This is a genomic window from Aquaspirillum sp. LM1 (assembly GCF_002002905.1).
Taxonomy (GTDB): domain Bacteria; phylum Pseudomonadota; class Gammaproteobacteria; order Burkholderiales; family Aquaspirillaceae; genus Rivihabitans.
In genome coordinates this window covers 2,164,746-2,184,189 of sequence record NZ_CP019509.1, presented here as the reverse complement: position 1 = coordinate 2,184,189, position 19,444 = coordinate 2,164,746, and the positions used below count along the sequence as shown (strand labels likewise).

The 19,444-nt window shown below is 63.7% G+C and carries 17 protein-coding genes; 8 read left to right on the top strand and 9 right to left on the bottom strand.

The genetic code is table 11. The features are described from left to right. The first annotated feature begins 1,239 nt into the window (after positions 1-1,239). Both BXU06_RS09385 and glyA read left to right on the top strand, forming a co-directional pair. Entirely contained in the window at positions 1,240-2,340 is a 1,101-nt protein-coding gene (locus BXU06_RS09385) for a hypothetical protein (RefSeq protein WP_077298930.1), read from the top strand. Between the two features lie 176 nt (positions 2,341-2,516). Further along, a complete protein-coding gene (gene glyA / locus BXU06_RS09380) occupies positions 2,517-3,764 on the top strand; it encodes a serine hydroxymethyltransferase (protein WP_077298928.1) in 1,248 nt (415 codons plus the stop codon). A 130-nt stretch (positions 3,765-3,894) separates the two neighbouring features. Here the strand turns inward: glyA and BXU06_RS09375 are convergent, their stop codons facing one another. Further along, the gene (locus BXU06_RS09375; protein WP_077298926.1) at positions 3,895-4,638 is read right to left on the bottom strand and encodes a sporulation protein; all 744 of its coding nucleotides are present in this window, start codon (positions 4,636-4,638) and stop codon (positions 3,895-3,897) included. 170 nt (positions 4,639-4,808) lie between these two features. Between BXU06_RS09375 and BXU06_RS09370 the strand changes: the two genes are divergently transcribed. Together BXU06_RS09370 and BXU06_RS09365 are read left to right on the top strand one after the other, a co-directional pair. Next, positions 4,809-5,219 carry a VOC family protein gene (locus BXU06_RS09370; protein WP_077298924.1) on the top strand — a complete coding sequence of 137 codons (411 nt, stop codon included), beginning with the start codon at positions 4,809-4,811 and terminating at the stop codon, positions 5,217-5,219. Then, positions 5,216-5,773 (top strand): GNAT family N-acetyltransferase, encoded by a 558-nt coding sequence (locus BXU06_RS09365; protein WP_253189434.1) that lies wholly within the window; start codon positions 5,216-5,218, stop codon positions 5,771-5,773. The genes BXU06_RS09370 and BXU06_RS09365 overlap by 4 nt, the downstream gene beginning before the upstream one ends. 82 nt (positions 5,774-5,855) lie before the next feature. Here the strand turns inward: BXU06_RS09365 and BXU06_RS09360 are convergent, their stop codons facing one another. Further along, positions 5,856-7,007, bottom strand: coding sequence for a type III PLP-dependent enzyme (locus BXU06_RS09360; RefSeq protein WP_077298922.1), 1,152 nt, complete (start codon positions 7,005-7,007; stop codon positions 5,856-5,858). A gap of 523 nt (positions 7,008-7,530) precedes the next feature. Next, positions 7,531-8,097 carry a dCTP deaminase gene (dcd, locus tag BXU06_RS09355; RefSeq protein ID WP_077298920.1) on the bottom strand — a complete coding sequence of 189 codons (567 nt, stop codon included), beginning with the start codon at positions 8,095-8,097 and terminating at the stop codon, positions 7,531-7,533. Between the two features lie 183 nt (positions 8,098-8,280). On the opposite strand from dcd, the gene BXU06_RS09350 reads away from it, so the two are divergent. The 4 genes from BXU06_RS09350 (at position 8,281) to BXU06_RS09340 (ending at position 12,513) form a co-directional block, all read left to right on the top strand. After that, positions 8,281-10,035, top strand: coding sequence for an autotransporter assembly complex family protein (locus tag BXU06_RS09350; RefSeq protein WP_077298918.1), 1,755 nt, complete (start codon positions 8,281-8,283; stop codon positions 10,033-10,035). A gap of 176 nt (positions 10,036-10,211) precedes the next feature. Next, a complete protein-coding gene (locus BXU06_RS09345) occupies positions 10,212-10,487 on the top strand; it encodes a helix-turn-helix transcriptional regulator (RefSeq protein ID WP_216352454.1) in 276 nt (91 codons plus the stop codon). A gap of 332 nt (positions 10,488-10,819) precedes the next feature. Then, positions 10,820-10,996 carry a hypothetical protein gene (locus BXU06_RS17705; protein WP_171982178.1) on the top strand — a complete coding sequence of 59 codons (177 nt, stop codon included), beginning with the start codon at positions 10,820-10,822 and terminating at the stop codon, positions 10,994-10,996. Next, positions 10,993-12,513 carry a methyl-accepting chemotaxis protein gene (locus BXU06_RS09340; RefSeq protein ID WP_077298914.1) on the top strand — a complete coding sequence of 507 codons (1,521 nt, stop codon included), beginning with the start codon at positions 10,993-10,995 and terminating at the stop codon, positions 12,511-12,513. Before BXU06_RS17705 ends, BXU06_RS09340 begins: the two co-directional genes overlap by 4 nt. Before the next feature lie 79 nt (positions 12,514-12,592). Here BXU06_RS09340 and BXU06_RS09335 read toward each other — a convergent pair whose 3' ends face one another. From BXU06_RS09335 to BXU06_RS09310, 6 genes are all read right to left on the bottom strand, one after another. Continuing rightward, positions 12,593-13,990 carry an FAD-dependent oxidoreductase gene (locus tag BXU06_RS09335; protein WP_077298912.1) on the bottom strand — a complete coding sequence of 466 codons (1,398 nt, stop codon included), beginning with the start codon at positions 13,988-13,990 and terminating at the stop codon, positions 12,593-12,595. Between the two features lies 1 nt (position 13,991). After that, on the bottom strand, positions 13,992-14,807 hold the full coding sequence (gene phnX / locus BXU06_RS09330; protein ID WP_077298910.1) for a phosphonoacetaldehyde hydrolase: 816 nt from the start codon (positions 14,805-14,807) through the stop codon (positions 13,992-13,994). A 14-nt stretch (positions 14,808-14,821) separates the two neighbouring features. Further along, the gene (locus BXU06_RS09325; protein WP_077298908.1) at positions 14,822-15,922 is read right to left on the bottom strand and encodes a 2-aminoethylphosphonate--pyruvate transaminase; all 1,101 of its coding nucleotides are present in this window, start codon (positions 15,920-15,922) and stop codon (positions 14,822-14,824) included. A 105-nt stretch (positions 15,923-16,027) separates the two neighbouring features. Beyond that, positions 16,028-17,716, bottom strand: coding sequence for a putative 2-aminoethylphosphonate ABC transporter permease subunit (locus tag BXU06_RS09320; protein ID WP_077298906.1), 1,689 nt, complete (start codon positions 17,714-17,716; stop codon positions 16,028-16,030). Next, entirely contained in the window at positions 17,713-18,837 is a 1,125-nt protein-coding gene (locus BXU06_RS09315; protein ID WP_077298904.1) for a putative 2-aminoethylphosphonate ABC transporter ATP-binding protein, read from the bottom strand. The genes BXU06_RS09320 and BXU06_RS09315 overlap by 4 nt, the downstream gene beginning before the upstream one ends. Then, entirely contained in the window at positions 18,834-19,424 is a 591-nt protein-coding gene (locus BXU06_RS09310) for a phosphonate degradation HD-domain oxygenase (RefSeq protein WP_150125167.1), read from the bottom strand. Before BXU06_RS09310 ends, BXU06_RS09315 begins: the two co-directional genes overlap by 4 nt. Positions 19,425-19,444 lie beyond the last annotated feature (20 nt).

Here is a 19,444-nt window from a genome sequence, read left to right as displayed (position 1 = left end):
GCAGACGGCCAGGCAACAGATGCTGGCAACAGACATGCAACATCGGGGCCAGGGCAGGAATGCCGGGGTCGGGAGAGGGGGCAAACCATGCCGGTGCCACGGGAGGACACCCCCGCGCAGGCCGTGGCGCGACATCAGACGGATGGCGGGCGGCAGCACAGGCAAACAGGGTGGGGTGTGGGTATCGGGCTAGGCGGTTTTTACCGCGCTCACAACAGAAAACCGCCGTTCTGGGCCAATGACGCGCCGCACAGTGCACCGTTTGGTGCGTTTTTGCTGCGCCGGGCCGGCCAGGTGGGTGTGTGTGAGCCTTACGTCTGGATCATGCGGGCAGCCAACCGGGGAATCATGACGGAAGGGATGCCCCCACACCCCTTCCGTCATCTGCCTGATTCCTGCCCCTCCCCACCCAACAGACACGGGCGGGGCGCGCAATATACGTGGCCCATCCGGCAAGGATGGGCCACTGCATCGCTGCACTGCAGCGACAGGCGGCAGGCAGGTTTTGCCGGTACTGGCAAAAGCCCGCCGCCCTGACACGGCGGCCAGAAGGCGCAACCGGTGTATTGACGCGTGGAGCATTCTACGGCGATCTGCGGCAAAAAAAAGGGGGGGAGTTGGCTGTTTCTGCCCTGTCAGGGCATAAAATGCACAATGTTTGCGCTAGGTCAAACGCGGGCCATGCTTCGTTTTTGTTGGAAAAATGTACAAAAACAAACCAAAATCAGCGTAGATGAACATGTATTATGTTGCAATGCAGCAAAATCAGCGTGGTTTACCCCATGGCCCATTCCACGCGTCAGCCACCCAGGCCAATGCCTGCCCATGCGGGTGCATGGCGCTATCCGCCAGAGCCCAGCCACAGGCAAATGGAATGAAAAAACCGAATAAAAACAAGGATAGGTAAAAAAAAGACAAAAAAAAGCGCGGGGCTTGCGACCCGCGCTTCAATCTACAAAGGAGAAATAGAGGAGAAACTATCAAGAAGCAATTGCTGCATCTCAACAAGACCGGATTATCCGGTTCCCCCTGCCGGCTGTCAACGCCGGGTATGTTGCTAGGCATCATTTATGTAAAAAATTGTCGCTGTGGAACAAGTTTGCATGTTCGGTAGCGAACATTCCGCCGCCAGCCGGATCACGCCAGCACCCTGCCGGCAGTAAACGGCGCGAGCGAACGCACGCGAGCGGCTTCTGTGCGACAATGACGCCGATTTTGTTGCCCACTGCGGAATTCACCATGTCGATGCTGCTGCCTGACCCCCGCCTGTACCCCCGCGTAGACCCGGATAACCTGCTGATTCGTCTGGCCATGGCGCTGCTCACCGAGCGCGAAGCTGGCCGGGCGCTGACCCGCGCCGAAGCGCTGAAAGACGCCATGGCCGCCCAACTGGCCGAAGGCGAGGACGACACGCTCAAGCTGGCCCTGCACAACGCCCCGTCGCAGGAGGTGTATAAAGCCCTGTGGTACGCCGCGCAGGACGTGATCACCCAGGCCGGCAACGACCGCCACGCCGTGATCTTTGCCCTGCCGGTGGTGCTGGTGGCCGGCTGCAAGGGCCAGGCGCGCCTGCCCGACCGGCTGAACAATGTGGATGCGCTCAATACCCTGCTGCGTGAGCACGGCGTGATTGCACCCGACGCCGAATGCGTGGTGTCCGGCAAGCTGGTTCACCCGGACACCCTGGCCAACCTGTCATTCAGCCAGTTGTACCGCTACACCCGCAACCTGGCCGACGCCGCCCGTGGCCTGCCGGTGGAACTGCCCGGCGACCCGGTGCCAGTCAAGGACGACGGCGTGTTTGTCCGCTATCTGGTGGGCGTGGCCATGCGCGAGGCCAATGGTGAATTGCCCGTCAAACTGGGCGGCAGCGTGGGCGCGTGGGGCATGCCGCTGATGAAGCTGCTGACCGAGCAGCTCAACACCCCTGGGGTCACGCTGTTTCCGATTCCGCGCGTGCCCAACTGGCTGCACGAAGCGCACCGCCAGGGCCAGGCCGCCCGCCAGGAAGTCAATCTGCAGGTGTTTGCCAGCAATATCATCCGCAAGCTGCGCGAACACTCAATGCCGATGACCGCCATTGCCGCCGCCCACGACAACGGCGAACTGCGCTTTACCATCAGCACCCCCGGCGACGACAAAAACTGGGCCGCGCACGCCTGGACGCTGGCCCCGCTGGATTCGGTCGAGCGGGTGGCCGAAGAATTCATCGGCCTGCTCAAGGAATGCCAGGTGGAAGACATCCGCCTGATCAAACAGGTACAAGCTGACCGCGAACACGGCATTCCGTTTTTTGTGACCGTCAACGACCCGGCGGCCAGCTCGCCTGGCCTGCATTGAATCCAGCCCACCGACGGGGCACCGGCCAGGCCGGCACCCCGGCTCTTGCGCCAGCGCCAGCCGGGCGGTGATGAAAGCGCTTCATAGCCGGCGCGCCGCCATTTCATGGCGAAAACTGCCCGGAATCGTGTAAAATTCCAGCAATCTTTACTTCCCCACCGATTGGAATCCACCCCATGTTTGCTGCCGACCAGACCATTCATGCCTACGACCCCGAACTCGCCGCGATGATGGACGACGAGTTCCGTCGCCAGGAAGACCATGTCGAACTGATCGCTTCGGAAAACTACGTCAGCTACGCCGTCATGGAAGCCCAGGGCTCGGTGCTGACCAACAAGTATGCCGAAGGTTACCCCGGCAAGCGTTACTACGGGGGTTGCGAATACGTTGACCAGGTGGAGCAACTGGCCATCGACCGCCTGAAAGCCCTGTTTGGTGCCGAATACGCCAATGTGCAGCCGCATTCCGGCTCGCAGGCCAACCAGGCCGTGTACGTGTCGGTGCTCAAGCCGGGCGATACCATCCTGGGCATGAGCCTGGCGCATGGCGGCCACCTGACCCACGGCGCGTCGGTCAATATCTCCGGCAAGTTGTACAACGTGGTGGCCTACGGCCTGAACGAAGCCGAAGCCATCGATTACGACGAAGTGGCCCGTCTGGCCCGCGAACACAAGCCGAAGATGATTGTCGCCGGCGCGTCTGCCTATGCGCTGGAAATCGACTGGGCGCGCTTCCGCGCCATCGCCGACGAAGTGGGTGCCTATCTGTTTGTCGACATGGCCCACTACGCTGGCCTGGTGGCCGGTGGTGAATACCCGAACCCGGTGCCGTTTGCCGACTTCGTGACCACCACCACCCACAAGACCCTGCGCGGCCCGCGCGGCGGCGTGATTCTGGCCCGCGCCGAACACGAAAAAATCCTGAACTCGGCCATCTTCCCCTGCCTGCAGGGCGGCCCGCTGATGCATGTGATTGCCGCCAAGGCCGTGGCCTTCAAGGAAGCCGCGTCGGACGAGTTCAAGACCTACGCCAAGCAAGTGAAGGTGAACGCCAGCGCCATGGCCGAAGAGCTGACCAAGCGTGGCCTGCGCATTGTGTCTGGCCGCACCGAAAGCCATGTGTTCCTGCTCGACCTGCGCGCCAAGCAGATCACCGGCAAGGACGCCGAAGCCGCCCTGGGCCGCGCCCACATCACCGTGAACAAGAACGCCATTCCGAACGACCCGGAAAAACCGTTTGTTACCTCCGGCATCCGCATCGGTGCCCCGGCGATGACCACCCGTGGCTTTGGCGAAACCGAAGCCCGTCAGCTGGCCAACCTGATTGCCGACGTGCTGGACCAGCCGGCAGACGACGCCAATCTGGCCAATGTGGCAGAACAGGTGAAAGCCCTGTGCGCCCGTTTCCCGGTATATGGCGAGTAAGCCTTAAGCTGACGCCTGGCGTGGCACGCTGTGTTGCGCCTGCGGCATCACTTGGCTGCAAGCAGAAAAAAGCCGCGCAATCGCGCGGCTTTTTTCTGCTTGCAGCTCAAACGGAGAATCGCGCCGCCAACTACAGAGGCAAGGTATTGCGCAAAATGGCCACCCAATCCTGGCGGGCAAAGTCTGGCCCCATCTGCAGGATGTAATAGCTGTCGCGGCCAAAGCGGATGTCCACTTCCACCAGCACATGCGTGGTCCGCCCATCGCTAAGGCAGGTCAGTTCAATTTCCTGCACCCGCCAGCTTCCTCCGTGCGGGCGCAGTTCGATTTCCTGATAACACCCCAGCGTGCTGATCGTGCTTCCCACATGGGCGGTGCCCACTTCCACATCCGAGCCGTATACATACCAGTCCAACCGGGCAAAAGCGTCCAGCAGGGTTTGCAGCGGTGCCGGCGGCAACACCAGCAGACTGTCGCGATCATCGCTGTCCACCCCGGCAGCAATCGCCAGGTCGGTATGTACCCACACCAGCGGCGTGCGGCCACTGTGGGTGCGCAGCGCATTGACTGGGGTTTCCAGCGGCAAGGTCATCTGAAACGGAAAAACCCGGGTTTCTCCCGCGCCAATCACAAAACCGCCGCTGACCGGCAGCCGGCACAGCGGCCAGGCCACTTGCCGCTCGCTGTCGCCGCGTTCCTGCTCGGCCTGGGTCATCAGCACCAGTTCGATTTTTTCAATCGCCTGTTCGCTCTGCCCACCCTGCACCACCACCTGACCCTGCATCAACTGGCCAGGACTGAGCTCCGGCTGATGAATCTGGGTATCCACACTGGCGCTGCCCACGCCGATCGACGCCAATAGTTTTTTGAACATGCTTGCTCCTGAACGCGGCCCTTCTGCGCCGCCATGTCCGGTGAGGGGGGCGATTCTGGCATAAAGTTCCCAGGTGGCATCGGCTAACCTTGCCAAATGGCTGCGGCAGCAGCGTGGACAATTGATTCAGCATCCGCCAAGCTGAACAGGCATTCCCCAGGAGAACCTTAATGAAATTTGCCTATGCCATTGTTTATGTGGCCGATGTCAGCGATACGCTGGCGTTTTACCAGCGCGCCTTTGGTTTTGCGCTGCGTTTCTTGCATGACTCCGGCCAGTACGGCGAACTGGACACCGGTGCCACCACGCTGGCGTTTGCCAGCCACGCGCTGGGCGACAGCCATTTTGGCGCAGCGGGCTACCAGAAGCTCGACCCGGCCAGCCCGCCACCAGCCATTGAGCTGGCGTTTGTCTGCGACGATGTCACCGCCGCCTATACTCAGGCGGTGGCCGCCGGCGCCAGCGCGCTGGCCGAACCGGCGCTCAAGCCCTGGGGGCAGGTGGTGGCGTATGTGCGGGCGGCAGAAGGCACGCTGATTGAGCTGTGCTCGCCGATGGGAGGCAGTGGAGCTGAGGCATGAACGCACGCCGGATGAACATGCCAGCACATGCCCTGCGCGGCCAACGGGTACGCTTGCGCGGCTGGCAGGAAAGCGACCGGCCAGCCTTTGCTGCATTGAACGCCGACCCCGAAGTGATGGCCGAGTTTCCCGCCGCGCTTGACCGTGCCGGCAGCGACGCCCTGCTTGAACGCTTGGACACCGGCCTGAACCAGCGTGGCTGGGGAGTATGGGCAGTGGAACTGGCCGCCAGCGGCCAGCTGATTGGCTGTGTCGGGCTGAACCCGGCACCGGAGAACTTGCCGTTTGCCCCGGCAGTGGAACTGGTGTGGCGGCTGGTGCGCCCGGCCTGGGGCCATGGGCTGGCGCGGGAGGCCGCGCAACTGGCCATCGGCGTGGGATTTACCCAGCTGGAATTGCCGCAGCTGGTGGCGTTTACCGCGTGCAGCAATCTGCGCTCGCAGGCGCTGATGCAGCGGCTGGGCATGGTGTATCAGGGCGAATTTGACCACCCGGCGCTGGCACATAGCAGCCGCTTGTGCCGGCATGTCTGGTACCGGCTGGAGGCAGCTTAACCCCTCCCCCCAATCACCACGCCCCCGCTGGCGCAAGCCAGACGGGGGCGTGGTGTCGTGCATGGCCTATCGCCAACTGCAATTACAGGATGATCACATCCGGCAGCGGGAAGCCATTGAAGGTACTGGCGTAAGCCGTGGTGTAGGCTCCGGCGTTCTTGATGTAGATGAAGTCACCTTCCACCAGATCTTCCGGCAGCGCCTGGTCGCGGGTGCAGATGTCCAGCGAATCGCAGGTTGGGCCGGCCACGGTCCAGATGATTTCCGCACCGGTGCGGTCGGTTTCGATCGTGTACTTCAGGCCTTCGGTGGTTTCGATGATGCCGCCAAACATGCCAGCGTCGAAGTACACCCAGCGCTTGCCCTGGCGGGTGGCGGTGCCCACCACGCGGCAGACAAAATAACCAGCGTCGGACACCAGATAACGGCCCGGTTCGGCAATCACCTGCACCTCGTCGCCAAACGCGGCCAGGCCGGCGTTAACCACGGCACCGATTTCGCCAATCGACGGAATGGCCTTGGTGTGGGTTACCGGGTAACCGCCGCCGATATTCACCAGGCGCGGTTTCAGGCCGGCGGCCTGCATCTGGTCGAACACCTGGCGGGTGGCTTCCAGGCCCACTTTCCAGTTTTCCGGGTTCAGGCACTGCGAACCCACGTGGAAGGTCACCCCGGCCAGATCGGCCCCCAGGCGGGCGGCTTCGGCAATGATGTCGCGGATTTCGGCTTCATAAGCGCCAAACTTGCCCGACAGCGGCCAGTCGCTGCCCACATTGGTGGTGAAGATGCGCAGATAGGTCTTGGCGGTGGGCGAGACGCTGTGGATTTTTTGCAGTTCTTCGACCGAGTCAATCACAAACCACTCGACCCCTTTGGCCACGGCGTACTCCACGTAAGCGCGCGACTTCATCGGGTTGCTGTAGAAAATTTCGGCAGGGGCCACGCCGAGCGCCAGCAGCTGATCCAGCTCGGCGATCGAGGCGATTTCAAAACCGACGCCTTCTTCTTTCAGCACCTGCAGCACGCGGTTGTCCGGGTTGGACTTGACGGCAAAGTGCGGGCGCACGCGCGGCATGGCGGCAAAGAAGCGGCGGCATTTTTCACGGACAATCTGGGTATCCAGCACCAGGAAGGGCTTGTCGTAGCCCTTGGCCAGTTGGGCCTTGACGTGGGCAAAGTCGAGGGAAAGGTCAGGCAGTGCCGCGGCGAGCGCGTCGGCAGCGATTCGGTCCATTGATCGGGGTCTCCAGAAACCTAGGTCACAGGGATATGTTGCAAGAAAGAAGGTTGGTGCAATGCCAAAGAGGCAGTAAGTACACGGCTTGTCATGATGACCTCCATTAATGACACAGTAGCGCCAGCGGGCAGAATCTTGGCCACAGGCCGGCGGAATCGGTCTGGCAGGGCAACGGCGGCACACTGCGTTGCACTGCAAAACGGAAAACGGCAATGGGGGCGAATTATAAAACCCAGACAGAACGCGTCAATCAAAAATCGGTGAATTTCTGATAAAAAAATGGTGCAACCGCAAGGGGGGCGGTTGCACCATCCAGTTCATCGCTTCTTCACTCAGGAGATCCTGTTTGCAGAATAGTCCATTACCGGGAAATTGCCGGAAAATCCCTTGGCGCAAGCCGCCCCCTGAACCAGGCGCTGACGCCCGGTGTTCACTTGGCGGTGACGGCCAGGGTGTCGCTAAAATGAAACATGGCCCATCCGGGCCATGACAACACCTGCGCGGTACCGATCGACCCCGCTCAGGTTTTGGGCAGGGTCACGCCCACCTGGCCCTGATACTTGCCGCCGCGATCCTTGTAGCTGGTTTCGCACACTTCATCGCTTTCAAAGAACAGCACCTGCGCGCAGCCTTCGCCCGCGTAGATTTTGGCCGGCAGCGGCGTGGTGTTGGAAAACTCCAGCGTGACGTAGCCTTCCCATTCCGGCTCAAACGGCGTGACGTTGACGATGATGCCGCAGCGGGCGTAAGTGCTCTTGCCCAGGCAGATGGTCAGCACATTGCGCGGAATGCGGAAGTATTCCACCGTGCGCGCCAGGGCAAACGAATTGGGCGGAATGATGCACACGTCGCCGTTGAAATCGACAAAGTTGTTGTGGTCAAAGTCTTTCGGATCAACGATGGTGCTGTTGATATTGGTGAAAATCTTGAATTCGTTGGCGCAACGGATATCGTAGCCGTAGCTGGACGTGCCGTAAGAGACGATCTTGCGTCCGTCCACTTCCCGCACCTGTCCTGGTTCAAACGGCTCGATCATGCCGTGTGCTGCCGCCATGCGGCGAATCCATGTATCCGATTTGATGCTCATGTGCGCCGACGCTAATAAACAGATAAAGCCGGGATTATAGCTGATCCGCTGTCAAGGCGGACCGGCAACACGCCGGATGCAGAAATCATCGCCCCCGGTCTGGCGGCAGCGACGCGCTCCAGGCCAGAGGCGCACACTGTTCCGCCCTTTGACCCTCCCGGAACAAGCGGGTAAGGTTGCGGGGTGAATCTTTCTTCTGACTTTTTTTGCTGGCGGCACCGTGTCAGCGGCGCGCTGCTGGTCTGGCTGCTCAGCCCGGCGGGGCTGGCCGCGCCGCTGCCCGAGCTGGTGGTGGACGCGCCTGGCGCGGTGAGCACCCTGCTCAGCCAGCACCTGGCGCTGGCCAGGGCGCTGCGTGACAGCGTTCCCCCCGACCCTGGCCAGCTGGAAGCCCTGCAACTGGCGCTGGACGAAGACGCCCGCAGCCTGCTGGCCACCGAAGGCTACTTCTCCCCGCAGTTGCACCGGCATCACCAAAACCACACCCTGACCCTGCGCGTCGACCCCGGCCCACGCACCGACATCAGCGCGGTCACGCTGGCGCTGGCCGGCCCCGGTGCCACGGGCACTGACGGCGCACAGCGGCTGGCCATGCTGCGCGAACGCTGGAGCCTGCCTGTGGGCCAGCCTTTCCGCCAGGACGACTGGGACAACGCCAAGAACCAGGCACTGCGCAGTGTGCAGATCGACCGCTACCCCAGCGCGCGCTGGGCGCACGCCGAAGCCCGCATTGATCCGGCCAGCCAGCGCGCGGTGCTCAGCGCCACGCTGGACACCGGCCCGGCGTTCACCCTGGGCGAGATTCAGGTGCACGGCCTGCGCCGCTATCCGCTGCAGGCCGTTACCCGGCTGGCCACCTTCAGCCCTGGCTCGCCGTATCATCAGCGCAAACTGCTCGACTACCAGGCCGCCCTGCAGGCCACGCCCTACTTCACCAGCGTGCGGGTGGAGGCCGGACTGGACCCGACCCAGCCGCTACTCAGCCCGGTGCAGGTGTTTGTGCAGGAAGCCCAGGCACAAAAAATCAGCGTCGGTGCCGGTTATGGCAGCGACAGCGGCCCGCGTGGCTCGCTCAATTATCAGCATCACAATATTGCCGGGCTGGGCCTGCTACTGGCCAATACCCTGCAACTGGAACGCGAACAGCAAACCCTGGACAGCAGCCTGACCCTGCCGCGTGACGGCGACGGCTACCGCGACACCGCCGGGGTGAAGCTGGCGCGCAGCACGGTGCAACAGCTCAAGCTGCACCAGGAAACCGTTTACGCCAGCCGCCTGCGCGCACGCGGCGACGACGAATACGGCTACGGCATCACGTTTACCCGTGAACGCAGCACCCCGGACGGCGGCAGCACCAGCCGCACCCAGGCGCTGGTGGCCCGCTACGACTGGACCCGGCGGGCCGTGGACAACCCACTGAACCCGCAGCGCGGCCATATGCTGGCCGGCCAGGTGGTGGCAGCCAGCCGTCAGCTGGGCTCGGACACTGATTTTCTGCGCGGCTACGCCAGAGCGATTGGCTTTTATCCGGTAGGGCGCAGCGCACGGGTGATTGTGCGCGGTGAACTGGGCCAGGTGTGGGCGGCGCGCGGGGACGACGTGCCCACCGACTGGCGTTTTCGTACCGGTGGCGGGGGCAGCGTGCGTGGCTACGCCTACCAGAGCCTGGGCCCGCGTGAAGGCAGCTCGGTGGTAGGGGGGCGGGTGCAGGCGCTGTTCAGCGGTGAATACCAGCACCCGGTCTGGCCGGGCTGGCGGCTGGCGCTGTTTGCCGACGCCGGCAACGCCGCCGACCGCTGGCAGGACTGGCGGCCCCGGCTGGGCCTGGGCACGGGCATTCGCTGGGATAGCCCGATTGGTCCGGTGGGGATGGATATCGCCAGAGGGCAAAGCACCGGCCAATGGCAGTGGCATTTGTCGTTGGGTGCCAGCTTCTGAGCACTGCGTGTGTCACACCGTAGTGGGAGAATGTTTCAGCTCCTCGCCGGCTGGCCGATTGGCGTGGTGATGAATTCAATATCTCAATAGTTATTCGGTCATGAAAATAACCCCTGAGCGTAACTTGCCAGCGCTGAAAAATCTGTTAAAATTCACCAATGAATCATAATATTGTCATGAAGATGTTTGCTGCATTAGGCCAGGATTCACGCCTGAGCATATACCAGCTGGTGGTGGAAGCTGGAGCCGCCGGCCTGAGCGCCGGCAAAATTGGCGAACATCTGACCATCGCCCAAACAACCTTGTCATTTCACCTGAAAGAGCTGGTGCATAGCGGCCTGCTGCAATCCCGCCAGCACGGCAAGTTTGTCATCTATACCGCCAATCCGGCTGCACTGCAGACGGCCATTGCCTTTTTGTCCGGGCTGGGCACTGCTCCACCGGAAAAATAATCCTTTCAACTACAGTAACTTGGCGATTTTTTACCCGCAGGGCCGGCATTCCGGTACCTGCGTTTTTTGCGTGACCGACCTATTCATCATCAGTTTTTTGTCATGTTTGCTGATTAAGCTGAATTGAATCTCTCCCCTTCTTGCCACGTCGTGGCATTTCAGTGTTCTACCCATCGAAATCTATCGATATCTTAAAATAAATGCCAATGAACAGAATATTGACATTGGGCACGGTTTTTACTGCTCATGCCGGCATTTTTGGTCAACATCTATAAAAAATTAACACAACATCAGCATACTTGGCTTTGGCTCACTTCAAACAAGGTGCCACCATGAGCAAACACCTGCAGTCCCGCTCTCATGCCGACTCGATTCGCCGCGACCTGATGGACGCGTGTGCCCGGCTGAACGAGCACCAACAACGTCTGGACGATCTGCTGCAAGCCATGGGCTGCCAGGACCAGGACAGTGAAAACGCCGCTGACCACGAGGAAAGTGAATACCCATGACAATCCGGCTGAAACTGTACCTGTTCAGTAGCGTGGCCATGCTGTCGCTGGCTTGCCTGGGCGCACTGGGTCTGCTGGCCGGTTACCTGGCCGACCAGCAGATTGCCGCCCAGCAGCAGACACATGGACCGGCCCTGCAACGGCTGGCCGAACTGGCCACCGGCCTGGGTACGCTGGAGCCCCATCCCGGCCACACCCCAGCGGCAGGCCAGTGGGCCGCGCTGGAACAGCGGCTGCACGCCGGCAGCCAGGCCGCGTTGCCTGCACTGGCCGATGACTGGCGCACGCTGGATCAGCACTGGCAAAGCTGGCGCAACACCCCGGCGGATGACCTGGCCGGCCAGACTGGCGCGCATCAGCGCGTGGTCGCGGCGCTGGAGCTGCTGGCACAACACAGCCGTGAGGCAATCCAGCGCGAACAGCACAGCCAGGACCAGCGTCGCCAGCAGTTGTTTCAGCTGATTTTATGGGGTGGTGCAGCGCTGAGCGTGGGCATGCTGCTGCTGGCGCGCTATATCATCGGCTCGATTGTCCGCCCGCTGCGCATGCTGTGCGCCACCGCCAGCGACACCCGCCACGATCTGGACCTGACCCGGCGCTGCCAGTGGCAGGGCAACGACGAAGTCACCCGCAGCATTGAGGCATTCAATGCGCTGCTGGACGCCATTTGCCAGAGTTTTCACCGGGTCAACGCCGAAGGCAGCCAGGTGGACAATACCGCCGAAGAAGTGGCCGGCGCTGCGCAGCAGATTGCCGCTGCCGCCGAAGCGCAAAGCGAATCCACCCTGAGTATGGCGTTTGCCATCGAACGCCTGCAAATGGGCGTGCAGCAAAGCAGCGAGGAAGCCCGCTTTGCCCTGGATGCAGCGCAACTGGCCGAACGGCTGGCGGTGCAAAGCGATGGGGTGATTGTCAAGGCGGCGCGGGATATCCAGGGCATGGTCAATGCCATTCAGGGTTCGGCCCGCGATGTGTCGATGCTGGCCGAGCGCACCGATGAAATCAGCCGGGTGGTGCTGCTGATTGCCGATGTGGCCGAGCAGACCAATCTGCTGGCGCTGAACGCGGCGATTGAGGCCGCCCGCGCCGGCGAGCAGGGACGCGGCTTTGCCGTGGTGGCTGACGAAGTGCGCAAGCTGGCGGAAACCACCCGGCTGGCCACCCGCGATATCGGCAGCACCATCCAGTGGGTGCAGGAGCAAACCCGCCACGCGGCGGACAATTTGCTGCAGGGAGAAAAACTGGTCAGCTTTGGCGTGTCGCTGATGCAAGGCCTGAGCACGCCGCTGGAAGAAATGCGCAGTGGTGCCTGCGCTGCCCACGACAAGCTCAGCCACCTGATGGACACCCTGGCCCAGCAGCGCCAGGCCAGCGAGATTATTGGCAAGGATATTGAAAACCTGACGGTAATCAGCGAAGAAAACAGCGCTGCCGCCAGCCAGTCCGCCTCGGCGGCAATGAGCCTGCACCATTCGGTGCAGGGCATGCGTGGGCAATTGGCGCAGTTTACCTTTTAGCCGTGCGCTGGGAAGCGTGGGCTGGACGCGGGTGCATTGCCCCGCCGGGATGACACGCCAGCCACCCAGCCACCCAAGCTCAATCGGCCTTGCCCGCCATGCTGGCCAGCGATGCCAGCCGGCTGGCCAGCCAACCGGGGCGGCGTTGCTGGTCTTCGGCGGCTTCCACCCGGCGGATGGCCTGGCGCACCAGCATCGCCCCCGGCCAGCGCCATGGCTCGGGCGGAAACTGCGCCAGCGGCCCCTGCGCCAGGCCGCTGCGCGTCCAGGCGTTGTCCTCACCCAACAGCAGCGCACACAACAGCTCCCCGCCCAGCCGGCACTGCACCACGCCATTGCCGGAGTAACCCATGCCGTACAGCACCCGACGATAACCCGGCAGACGGCCAAAAAACGGCAGGCCGGTGGCCGAGCGGTCGGACGCGCCAGTCCAGCTGCTGTCCAGCGGGGTATCGGCCAGCGCCGGAAACAGCTGCGCCAGCGTGGCACCCAGCGCATCCTGGTAGGCGCTGGGCTGGTCAAAATAACCGTGCATCCGGTTGGCAAAGGCAATCCGGTTGCCGCCCTTGCCCAGCATCAGCCGGCCATCCGGCGTGCTGCGCCAGTAATGCACAAAGGTGCGCAGATCACACACCGCCTGGCCGCGATCCAGCCCCAGCTGGGCCATCAGCTCGGGGCGCGGCGCAGTCACCACCATATCAGACGACACCAGCAGCACGCTGTTGGCCAGCGCCGGAAACTGCCGGGCCATGTCGGCATTCAGCGCCAGCACCGCCTGCCGGGCGCGAACCCGGCCCGTAGCCGTACACACCATCACCTCGTCACCCTCCTGCAGCCGGTGCATGGCGCTGTGTTCGTACACCTGCACGCCAAGCTGGCGGGCCACCCGCAGCAGGCCGCGTACCAGCTTGCCCGGTTGCAGGCTGCCGGCGGCGTCGGTCCATGCGCCGTGCTGCATCTGGGCGCTGCCGGTCAGTGCCTGGGTGTCGGCGTTGGACAAGCGCTGCCAGCGGTTGGCCCCCATCTGGTCGAGTGCGGCCAGCACCCCATCCAGCCGCCCAATCTGCGCGGGCTGGCTGGCGGCGTACACCGCCCCGCCCAGCCGCAGCTCGGCGTCAATCTGGTGGGTATGGCAAAACTGGGCAATGTCCTGCACCGCCTGCTCCGAAGCCGCCACCAGCCGGCGCGCCTCGCTGTCGCCAAACCACTGGCGCAGCGACAGGTATTTGGTGGACCACGTCAGCATGCAGCCGCCATTGCGCCCGGACGCACCGGCCCCACAGCGGGATTTTTCCAGCACGATCACCCGCCAGTCGGGCCGGGCCTGCTGACACAGAATGGCTGTCCACAAGCCGGTAAAGCCGCCGCCGACAATGCACACATCGGCGCTGACCTCCCCCTGCAGGGGCGGCAGCGGCGGGGTGTTGTCGGCGGTCAGCGCCTGGGCAAACCAGAAGGGGACACTGGCCGCCGGCATCTCAGGGGCGCTCCCCGGCCTGCACGCGCCGCTCGATCTCGTCGAGCACGGCGGGCAGCTCAACCAGGGTGTCCAGCACATAATGCGCGCCAGCCTGGCGCAGTTGCGCCACCGCCGGAGCACGACGTTTGGCCTGCTCCGCCGGGTCAAGCGCCGCCCATTCTGCTGCCGTCAGCCCCACCGCATTGCCGCTGGCCGACAGGCCAACCGTCCACATGCCGGCGCGCAAGCCTTCGGCAATGCCTGGCGTGGTGTCGTCCACCTTGACGCAGTGGCGCACATCGCCCACCCGCAGCGCCAGCACATTGTCCAGCGCCATCCACGGGCCGGGGCGGCCGCCAGCGGCCAGATCGTCCGTGGCCACGCAGTGGTCCGGCGCGTAACCCGCCGCCGCCGCCAGCGGCAGCAGCTGGTCCATCACTACCCTGGGGTAGCCTGAACAGCTGCCGATTTTCAGCCCCCGGGCGCGCAGCAGATTCACCGTGTCCACCGCGCCGGGAATCGGCGCGGAATATGCGGCCACTTTGGCCACCTGCAGCGGCATGAACTGCTGATACAGGGCATCGACGTCGGCGTCGGTCATCGCCCGGCCAAAGCGGGCTTGCCAGCGTTCGGCCACGGCAGGCAGCCGGCCCAGCGCCTGGATATGGTCCCACTTGGCCAGCCCCATGGGCACGCGGGCTTCGGCCAGGCTGACCGGCACGCCAACCTGGGTGAACACTTCGATCAGCACCTGGGTGGGGGCAAACGAGCCGAAATCCACCACGGTGCCGGCCCAGTCAAAAATTACCGCTTCGAGTGTGGTATAGCGTTGCATGACAATCTCCTTGATTAAATCGTCCAGCCCAGCTGACTGACCGCCCGGCCAATGGCTGCGCAGGCTTGCTGGATTTCCGCCGCGTCAATTGCGCCAATGCAGCCCACCCGGAAGGTGTCCTGCTCGGTCAGCTTGCCGGGGTAAAGCACAAACCCTTGCGCGCGCACCGCTGCGTAGAATTCGGCAAACTGGTAAGCCGGGTGGCGGGGGGCGTGGAAGGTGACGATAATCGGTGCCTGCAGGGTGTCCGGCAGGAAGGGTTCAAACCCTGCTGCCCGCATGCTGCGCACCAACAGATCGGCATTGGCCTGGTAGCGCGCCAGCCGGGCCGGCTGACCGCCTTCGGCCAGATACTGGTCCAGCGCCGACCGCAAGGCGGCCAGCACATGGGTGGGTGGGGTAAACCGCCACTGGCCGGTGGCCTGCAGGTAGTCGTATTGCGCCAGCAGGTCCAGCGCCAGCGAATGGCTGTTGCCACGGCTGGCCAGCAGGCTGTCGCGGTTGACGATGACAAAGCCCATGCCCGGCACACCTTCCAGGCATTTATTGCTGCTGGCGATCAGCGCGTCGATATGCAGCGCCACCACATCGATCGGCAGCGCGGCAAAGCTGGACATCGCGTCCACCACCAGCCGGCGGCCAGCAGCGTGCACCACGGCGGCCAGCTCGGCCAGCGGGTTGAGAATGCCGGTGCTGGTTTCGCAGTGAATCAGCCCGACATGGCTGATGGCCGGGTCTTCCTCCAGCAACCGGGCCAGGGTGTCGGGCGACGGCGGCGTGTCGTCGGCGGTGTCGTACACGCAGCACGCACGGCCCAGATACTGGGCAATCTGCGCCATGCGCTTGCCGTATGCGCCATTGACCAGCACCAGCAGCTTGCCGGTTTTGGGTACCAGGTTGGCAATGGCTGCTTCCACGGCAAAGGTGCCCGAGCCTTGCAGCGGCACACAGACATGGCTGGCCTGGCCGCCGGCAATTGCCAGCAGGTCGCGGCAGACGCTGGCGGTCAGGGCGTTGAAACTGCTGTCCCACGATCCCCAGTCGGTCAGCATGGCGGTTTTGGTGGCCAGCGTGGTAGTCAGCGGGCCGGGGGTAAGCAGGATGGGTTCTCTCATGTGGACAGTCCAATCATCTCATCTAGATGTCTAAAACAAGCCAAATAAACCGGGCCTGAGCCCGGCAAAAAAATTCAGGATACCCGGCGTGCGGGCCAACCCCGCTCAGCGTCGCCCGCGTTGTGCGGCATGGCGATGCAGCACCTGCGACACCAGGGCAAACACGCCACACACCAGCGCCGAACTGAGCACAATCAGCGTGGCCATGGCCGCTGCGGCAGCGGTGTCGCCGGCGTCGTCCATATTCAGCACTGCCACGGAAGCCAGCACCGTGTCTGGGGTGTACAAAAAAATCACCGCCGACACCGTGGTCATCGCCGACACAAAAAAGTAGCGGGCAATTTCCAGCACCGCCGGCAGGCACGCCGGCAAAATCACCCGCCACAAGGTGCGCCACACCGACACCTTGAGCGAAGCCGCCACCGCTTCAAAATCGGCATCCAGCTGGCGCAGCGCGGTGACGGCGGTCAGGTGGGCGGTGGTGTAGAAATGCGCCACCGAGCAGAACACCAGCAAGGTCAGGCTGCCGTACAGGCTGTGCAGCGGATTGGCCGGCGCGTTGTAAAACAGAATGTAGCCCAGGCCCAGCACCAGGCCGGGTACGGCCATCGGCAGCATGGCCATGGCGTGCAGCATGGGGGCCACGCGGCGCGCCACCCGCAGCCGGGTGCTGCACCAGGCACCCAGAAACACCACCACCGTGCCCAATGCCGCAGTGCCCAGCGCCAGTTTCAGGCTGTTGGCAAACGCCAGCCAGCCGCCGCCGTCTACTTGGTCAAAGTTGAAATGCGCCAGGGTCAGTTGCAACTGATACGGCCACAGCTGAATCAGCGCCGCCAGCATGGCCGTGCCCAGCATCAACAGCAGCGCGCCGCCCACTAGGCTGCAATAGCCCAGGGCCAGTGCGCGCACCAGCGGGCTGCGGGTGGGCTGTAGCGGCTGCGCCCTGGCGCTGAGCGCGCTGCGCTGGGAACGCTGCAACAGGCGATCCAGCGCAAACGACAGCAGCGCTGGCAGCAGCAGCAGCAGGCCAATCACCGCTCCGCGTGGAAAGTTCTGCTGGCCAATCACCTGCTTGTAGGCTTCCACCGCCAGCACCGGATACTGGCCGCCAATCACCTTGGCCACGCCAAAGTCGGTGATGGTCAGGGTAAACACCACCAGCGCTGCCGAGATCAGCCCGTAGCGCGACGCCGGCAGGGTAATGGTGACAAACTGGCGCAGCCGGCCCGCGCCCAGCGAGCGGGCGGCTTCGTACAGCCGGGCATCGCCCACTGCCAGGGCGGTGAGCAAAATCATCAGCGCATGCGGAAAGGTATAAAACGCCTCGCCCAGCACAATGCCGATCAATCCATAAATGCTGCCGTCGGCCAGCCAGCTCTTGAGCAGGCCCTGATGGCCAAACAGATACACCAGCGAAATGCCCGGCAGCAGCGACGGTGCCAGCAGCGGCAACAAGGCCAGCAGGCGAAATAGCCCCCTGCCTGGCAAGGCCACCCGGGTCAGCGCGGCGGCGTAGGCATACGCCAGCGGCAGCACCAGCAGCACCGTGGCCAGCGCCACGCTCAGGCTATTGCCCACGGTCGTCGCCAGGCCCGGCTGGGCCAGGGTGTCGGCAATTCGCGCCAGCCCGACAAATTCGCCATGGTCGCCCGAAAACGCCTTGCCCAGCATGGCGGCCAGCGGCAGCCCCAGCCAGAACAGCAATAACGCCAGCCCGGCCCAGGCCAGCAGGCGGGCCAATTGTTCATCCAGCGGCACCATCAGGGTGCGCGTCTTCCATGGGGGCATCATGCGCAGGCCTCCCTGGCAGCAAATAGCCGCAGCCGGTTTGGGTCGAGCGATACCGGCACCCGCTGCTCAGGCGCAAGGCCCAGCGCGGCCAGCTGGTGGTGGGTGACATCGGCCTGCACGCGGGCCTGGCCCCAGGCCGCCACCGTCAACGACACCCGGTAAATCGGCCCGAGCAGCTCCAGCTTGGTGATATCGGCCAGTGCGGCGTCGGCGCTGGCCGGCCAATGTGCATGCAGAATCACGTCTTCCGGACGCACAAACAGGCTGGCGGCCTGCCCCGCCGCCAGCGCATGCGTCAACGCCAGCCGTTGCTGGCCCAGCAGCACGCTGTGTGTGTCGGGCAGTTGCACCGGAATGAAATTGCCCTGACCGACAAAGCTGGCCACAAAACGGCTGGCCGGCTGGTGGTACACCTCGAACGGGCTGCCGCTTTGCTCGATACGGCCCGCATTCATCACCACCACGCGGTCGGCCATGGTCAGCGCTTCTTCCTGGTCGTGGGTCACCATGATGGTGGTGATTCCCAGCTTTTGCTGCAGCGCGCGGATTTCCCGGCGCAGGTGTTCGCGCACCCGCGCGTCCAGCGCCGACAGTGGTTCGTCCAGCAGCAGCAGGCCGGGCGAGGTGGCCAGCGCCCGCGCCAGTGCCACCCGCTGCTGCTGGCCGCCAGACAATTGCGCCGGATAACTGTGTTCAATGCCATCCAGCCCGATCAGCGCCAGCAGCGCCTGCACCCGCTGGCGCTTGAAATCGCGCCGTCCGCTCAGGCCGTAGGCAATATTGTCGGCCACGCTCAGATTGGGAAACAGCGCATACGACTGGAACACAATGCCGTAATCGCGCTGGGCGGGCGGCAGCCGGGTGATGTCGCGGCCCGCCAGGCAAATCTGGCCGCGATCGGGGATGTCCAGCCCGGCAATCTGGCGCAGCAGGGTGGTTTTGCCGCAACCGGACGGGCCCAGCAGGCAGACAAACTCACCCTTGCCCACGCTCAGGTCCAGCTGGTCGAGCACGGTGTGCGCGCCAAACCGCTTGGCAATGCCAGCCAGCTGCAAATACGGCTCGGCGGCAACAGCCGCAGAGGCAGCCGGATCCAGACCACGCGCTGGATCGTGCTTCATGGCCGGGCTTTCTGCACCTGGGCGGCAATCGCCAGGTAGTGCGCCAGCGGTGGGGTAGGCAGGTTCACCACCTTGGCCAGGTCATCGTAGCGGCGCAAGGCCAGCGCCTCGTCGGCATAGGGACGCTGGGCAAAGCGGCGGGCTTCGCTGTCACCCATCGGCCCGCCCTGCAGCGCCAGCGACAGCTGCGATGCGGTGGACAAACTGTCAGCGTAACCGGGCTGAACGGCACACAGATAGCGCTTGGCCGCCACATGCAGGGCAATCGGCTGCAGCACGTCGTCGTCAAACAGCGCCGACAAGGCCTGCACGGCGATGGCTTCGTGGTGGTCGTTGACGCCATTGGCCAGGTCGTCATGGCCCTGTTCAGCCAGCACATGGCCAATGTCATGCAAGAACGCAGCGGTAATCAGCGCCGGGCTGGCGTGGTCCTGTTCGGCGGCCAGGCCGGACTGCAGGGCATGCGCCAGCTGGCTGATGGCCTCGCCGCCGTACAACTGTTCGCCCATGCCGGCCAGCAGGCTGGCCAGCTGGTCCAGATGGGAAAGATGCGGATAATTCACCAGAAAACTCCAGCGGCGGGGCATGCCCGCCGGATGATGCGATT

What these genes read in the sequence shown, in the direction of transcription:
- BXU06_RS09385 (WP_077298930.1), top strand. Translation starts at nt 1,240, where the DNA reads ATGTCGATGCTGCTGCCTGACCCCCGCCTGTACCCCCGCGTAGACCCG.
- glyA (WP_077298928.1), top strand. Translation starts at nt 2,517, where the DNA reads ATGTTTGCTGCCGACCAGACCATTCATGCCTACGACCCCGAACTCGCC.
- BXU06_RS09375 (WP_077298926.1), bottom strand. Translation starts at nt 4,638, where the DNA reads ATGTTCAAAAAACTATTGGCGTCGATCGGCGTGGGCAGCGCCAGTGTG.
- BXU06_RS09370 (WP_077298924.1), top strand. Translation starts at nt 4,809, where the DNA reads ATGAAATTTGCCTATGCCATTGTTTATGTGGCCGATGTCAGCGATACG.
- BXU06_RS09365 (WP_253189434.1), top strand. Translation starts at nt 5,216, where the DNA reads ATGAACGCACGCCGGATGAACATGCCAGCACATGCCCTGCGCGGCCAA.
- BXU06_RS09360 (WP_077298922.1), bottom strand. Translation starts at nt 7,007, where the DNA reads ATGGACCGAATCGCTGCCGACGCGCTCGCCGCGGCACTGCCTGACCTT.
- dcd (WP_077298920.1), bottom strand. Translation starts at nt 8,097, where the DNA reads ATGAGCATCAAATCGGATACATGGATTCGCCGCATGGCGGCAGCACAC.
- BXU06_RS09345 (WP_216352454.1), top strand. Translation starts at nt 10,212, where the DNA reads ATGAAGATGTTTGCTGCATTAGGCCAGGATTCACGCCTGAGCATATAC.
- BXU06_RS17705 (WP_171982178.1), top strand. Translation starts at nt 10,820, where the DNA reads ATGAGCAAACACCTGCAGTCCCGCTCTCATGCCGACTCGATTCGCCGC.
- BXU06_RS09340 (WP_077298914.1), top strand. Translation starts at nt 10,993, where the DNA reads ATGACAATCCGGCTGAAACTGTACCTGTTCAGTAGCGTGGCCATGCTG.
- BXU06_RS09335 (WP_077298912.1), bottom strand. Translation starts at nt 13,990, where the DNA reads ATGCCGGCGGCCAGTGTCCCCTTCTGGTTTGCCCAGGCGCTGACCGCC.
- phnX (WP_077298910.1), bottom strand. Translation starts at nt 14,807, where the DNA reads ATGCAACGCTATACCACACTCGAAGCGGTAATTTTTGACTGGGCCGGC.
- BXU06_RS09325 (WP_077298908.1), bottom strand. Translation starts at nt 15,922, where the DNA reads ATGAGAGAACCCATCCTGCTTACCCCCGGCCCGCTGACTACCACGCTG.
- BXU06_RS09320 (WP_077298906.1), bottom strand. Translation starts at nt 17,716, where the DNA reads ATGATGCCCCCATGGAAGACGCGCACCCTGATGGTGCCGCTGGATGAA.
- BXU06_RS09315 (WP_077298904.1), bottom strand. Translation starts at nt 18,837, where the DNA reads ATGAAGCACGATCCAGCGCGTGGTCTGGATCCGGCTGCCTCTGCGGCT.
- BXU06_RS09310 (WP_150125167.1), bottom strand. Translation starts at nt 19,424, where the DNA reads ATGCCCCGCCGCTGGAGTTTTCTGGTGAATTATCCGCATCTTTCCCAT.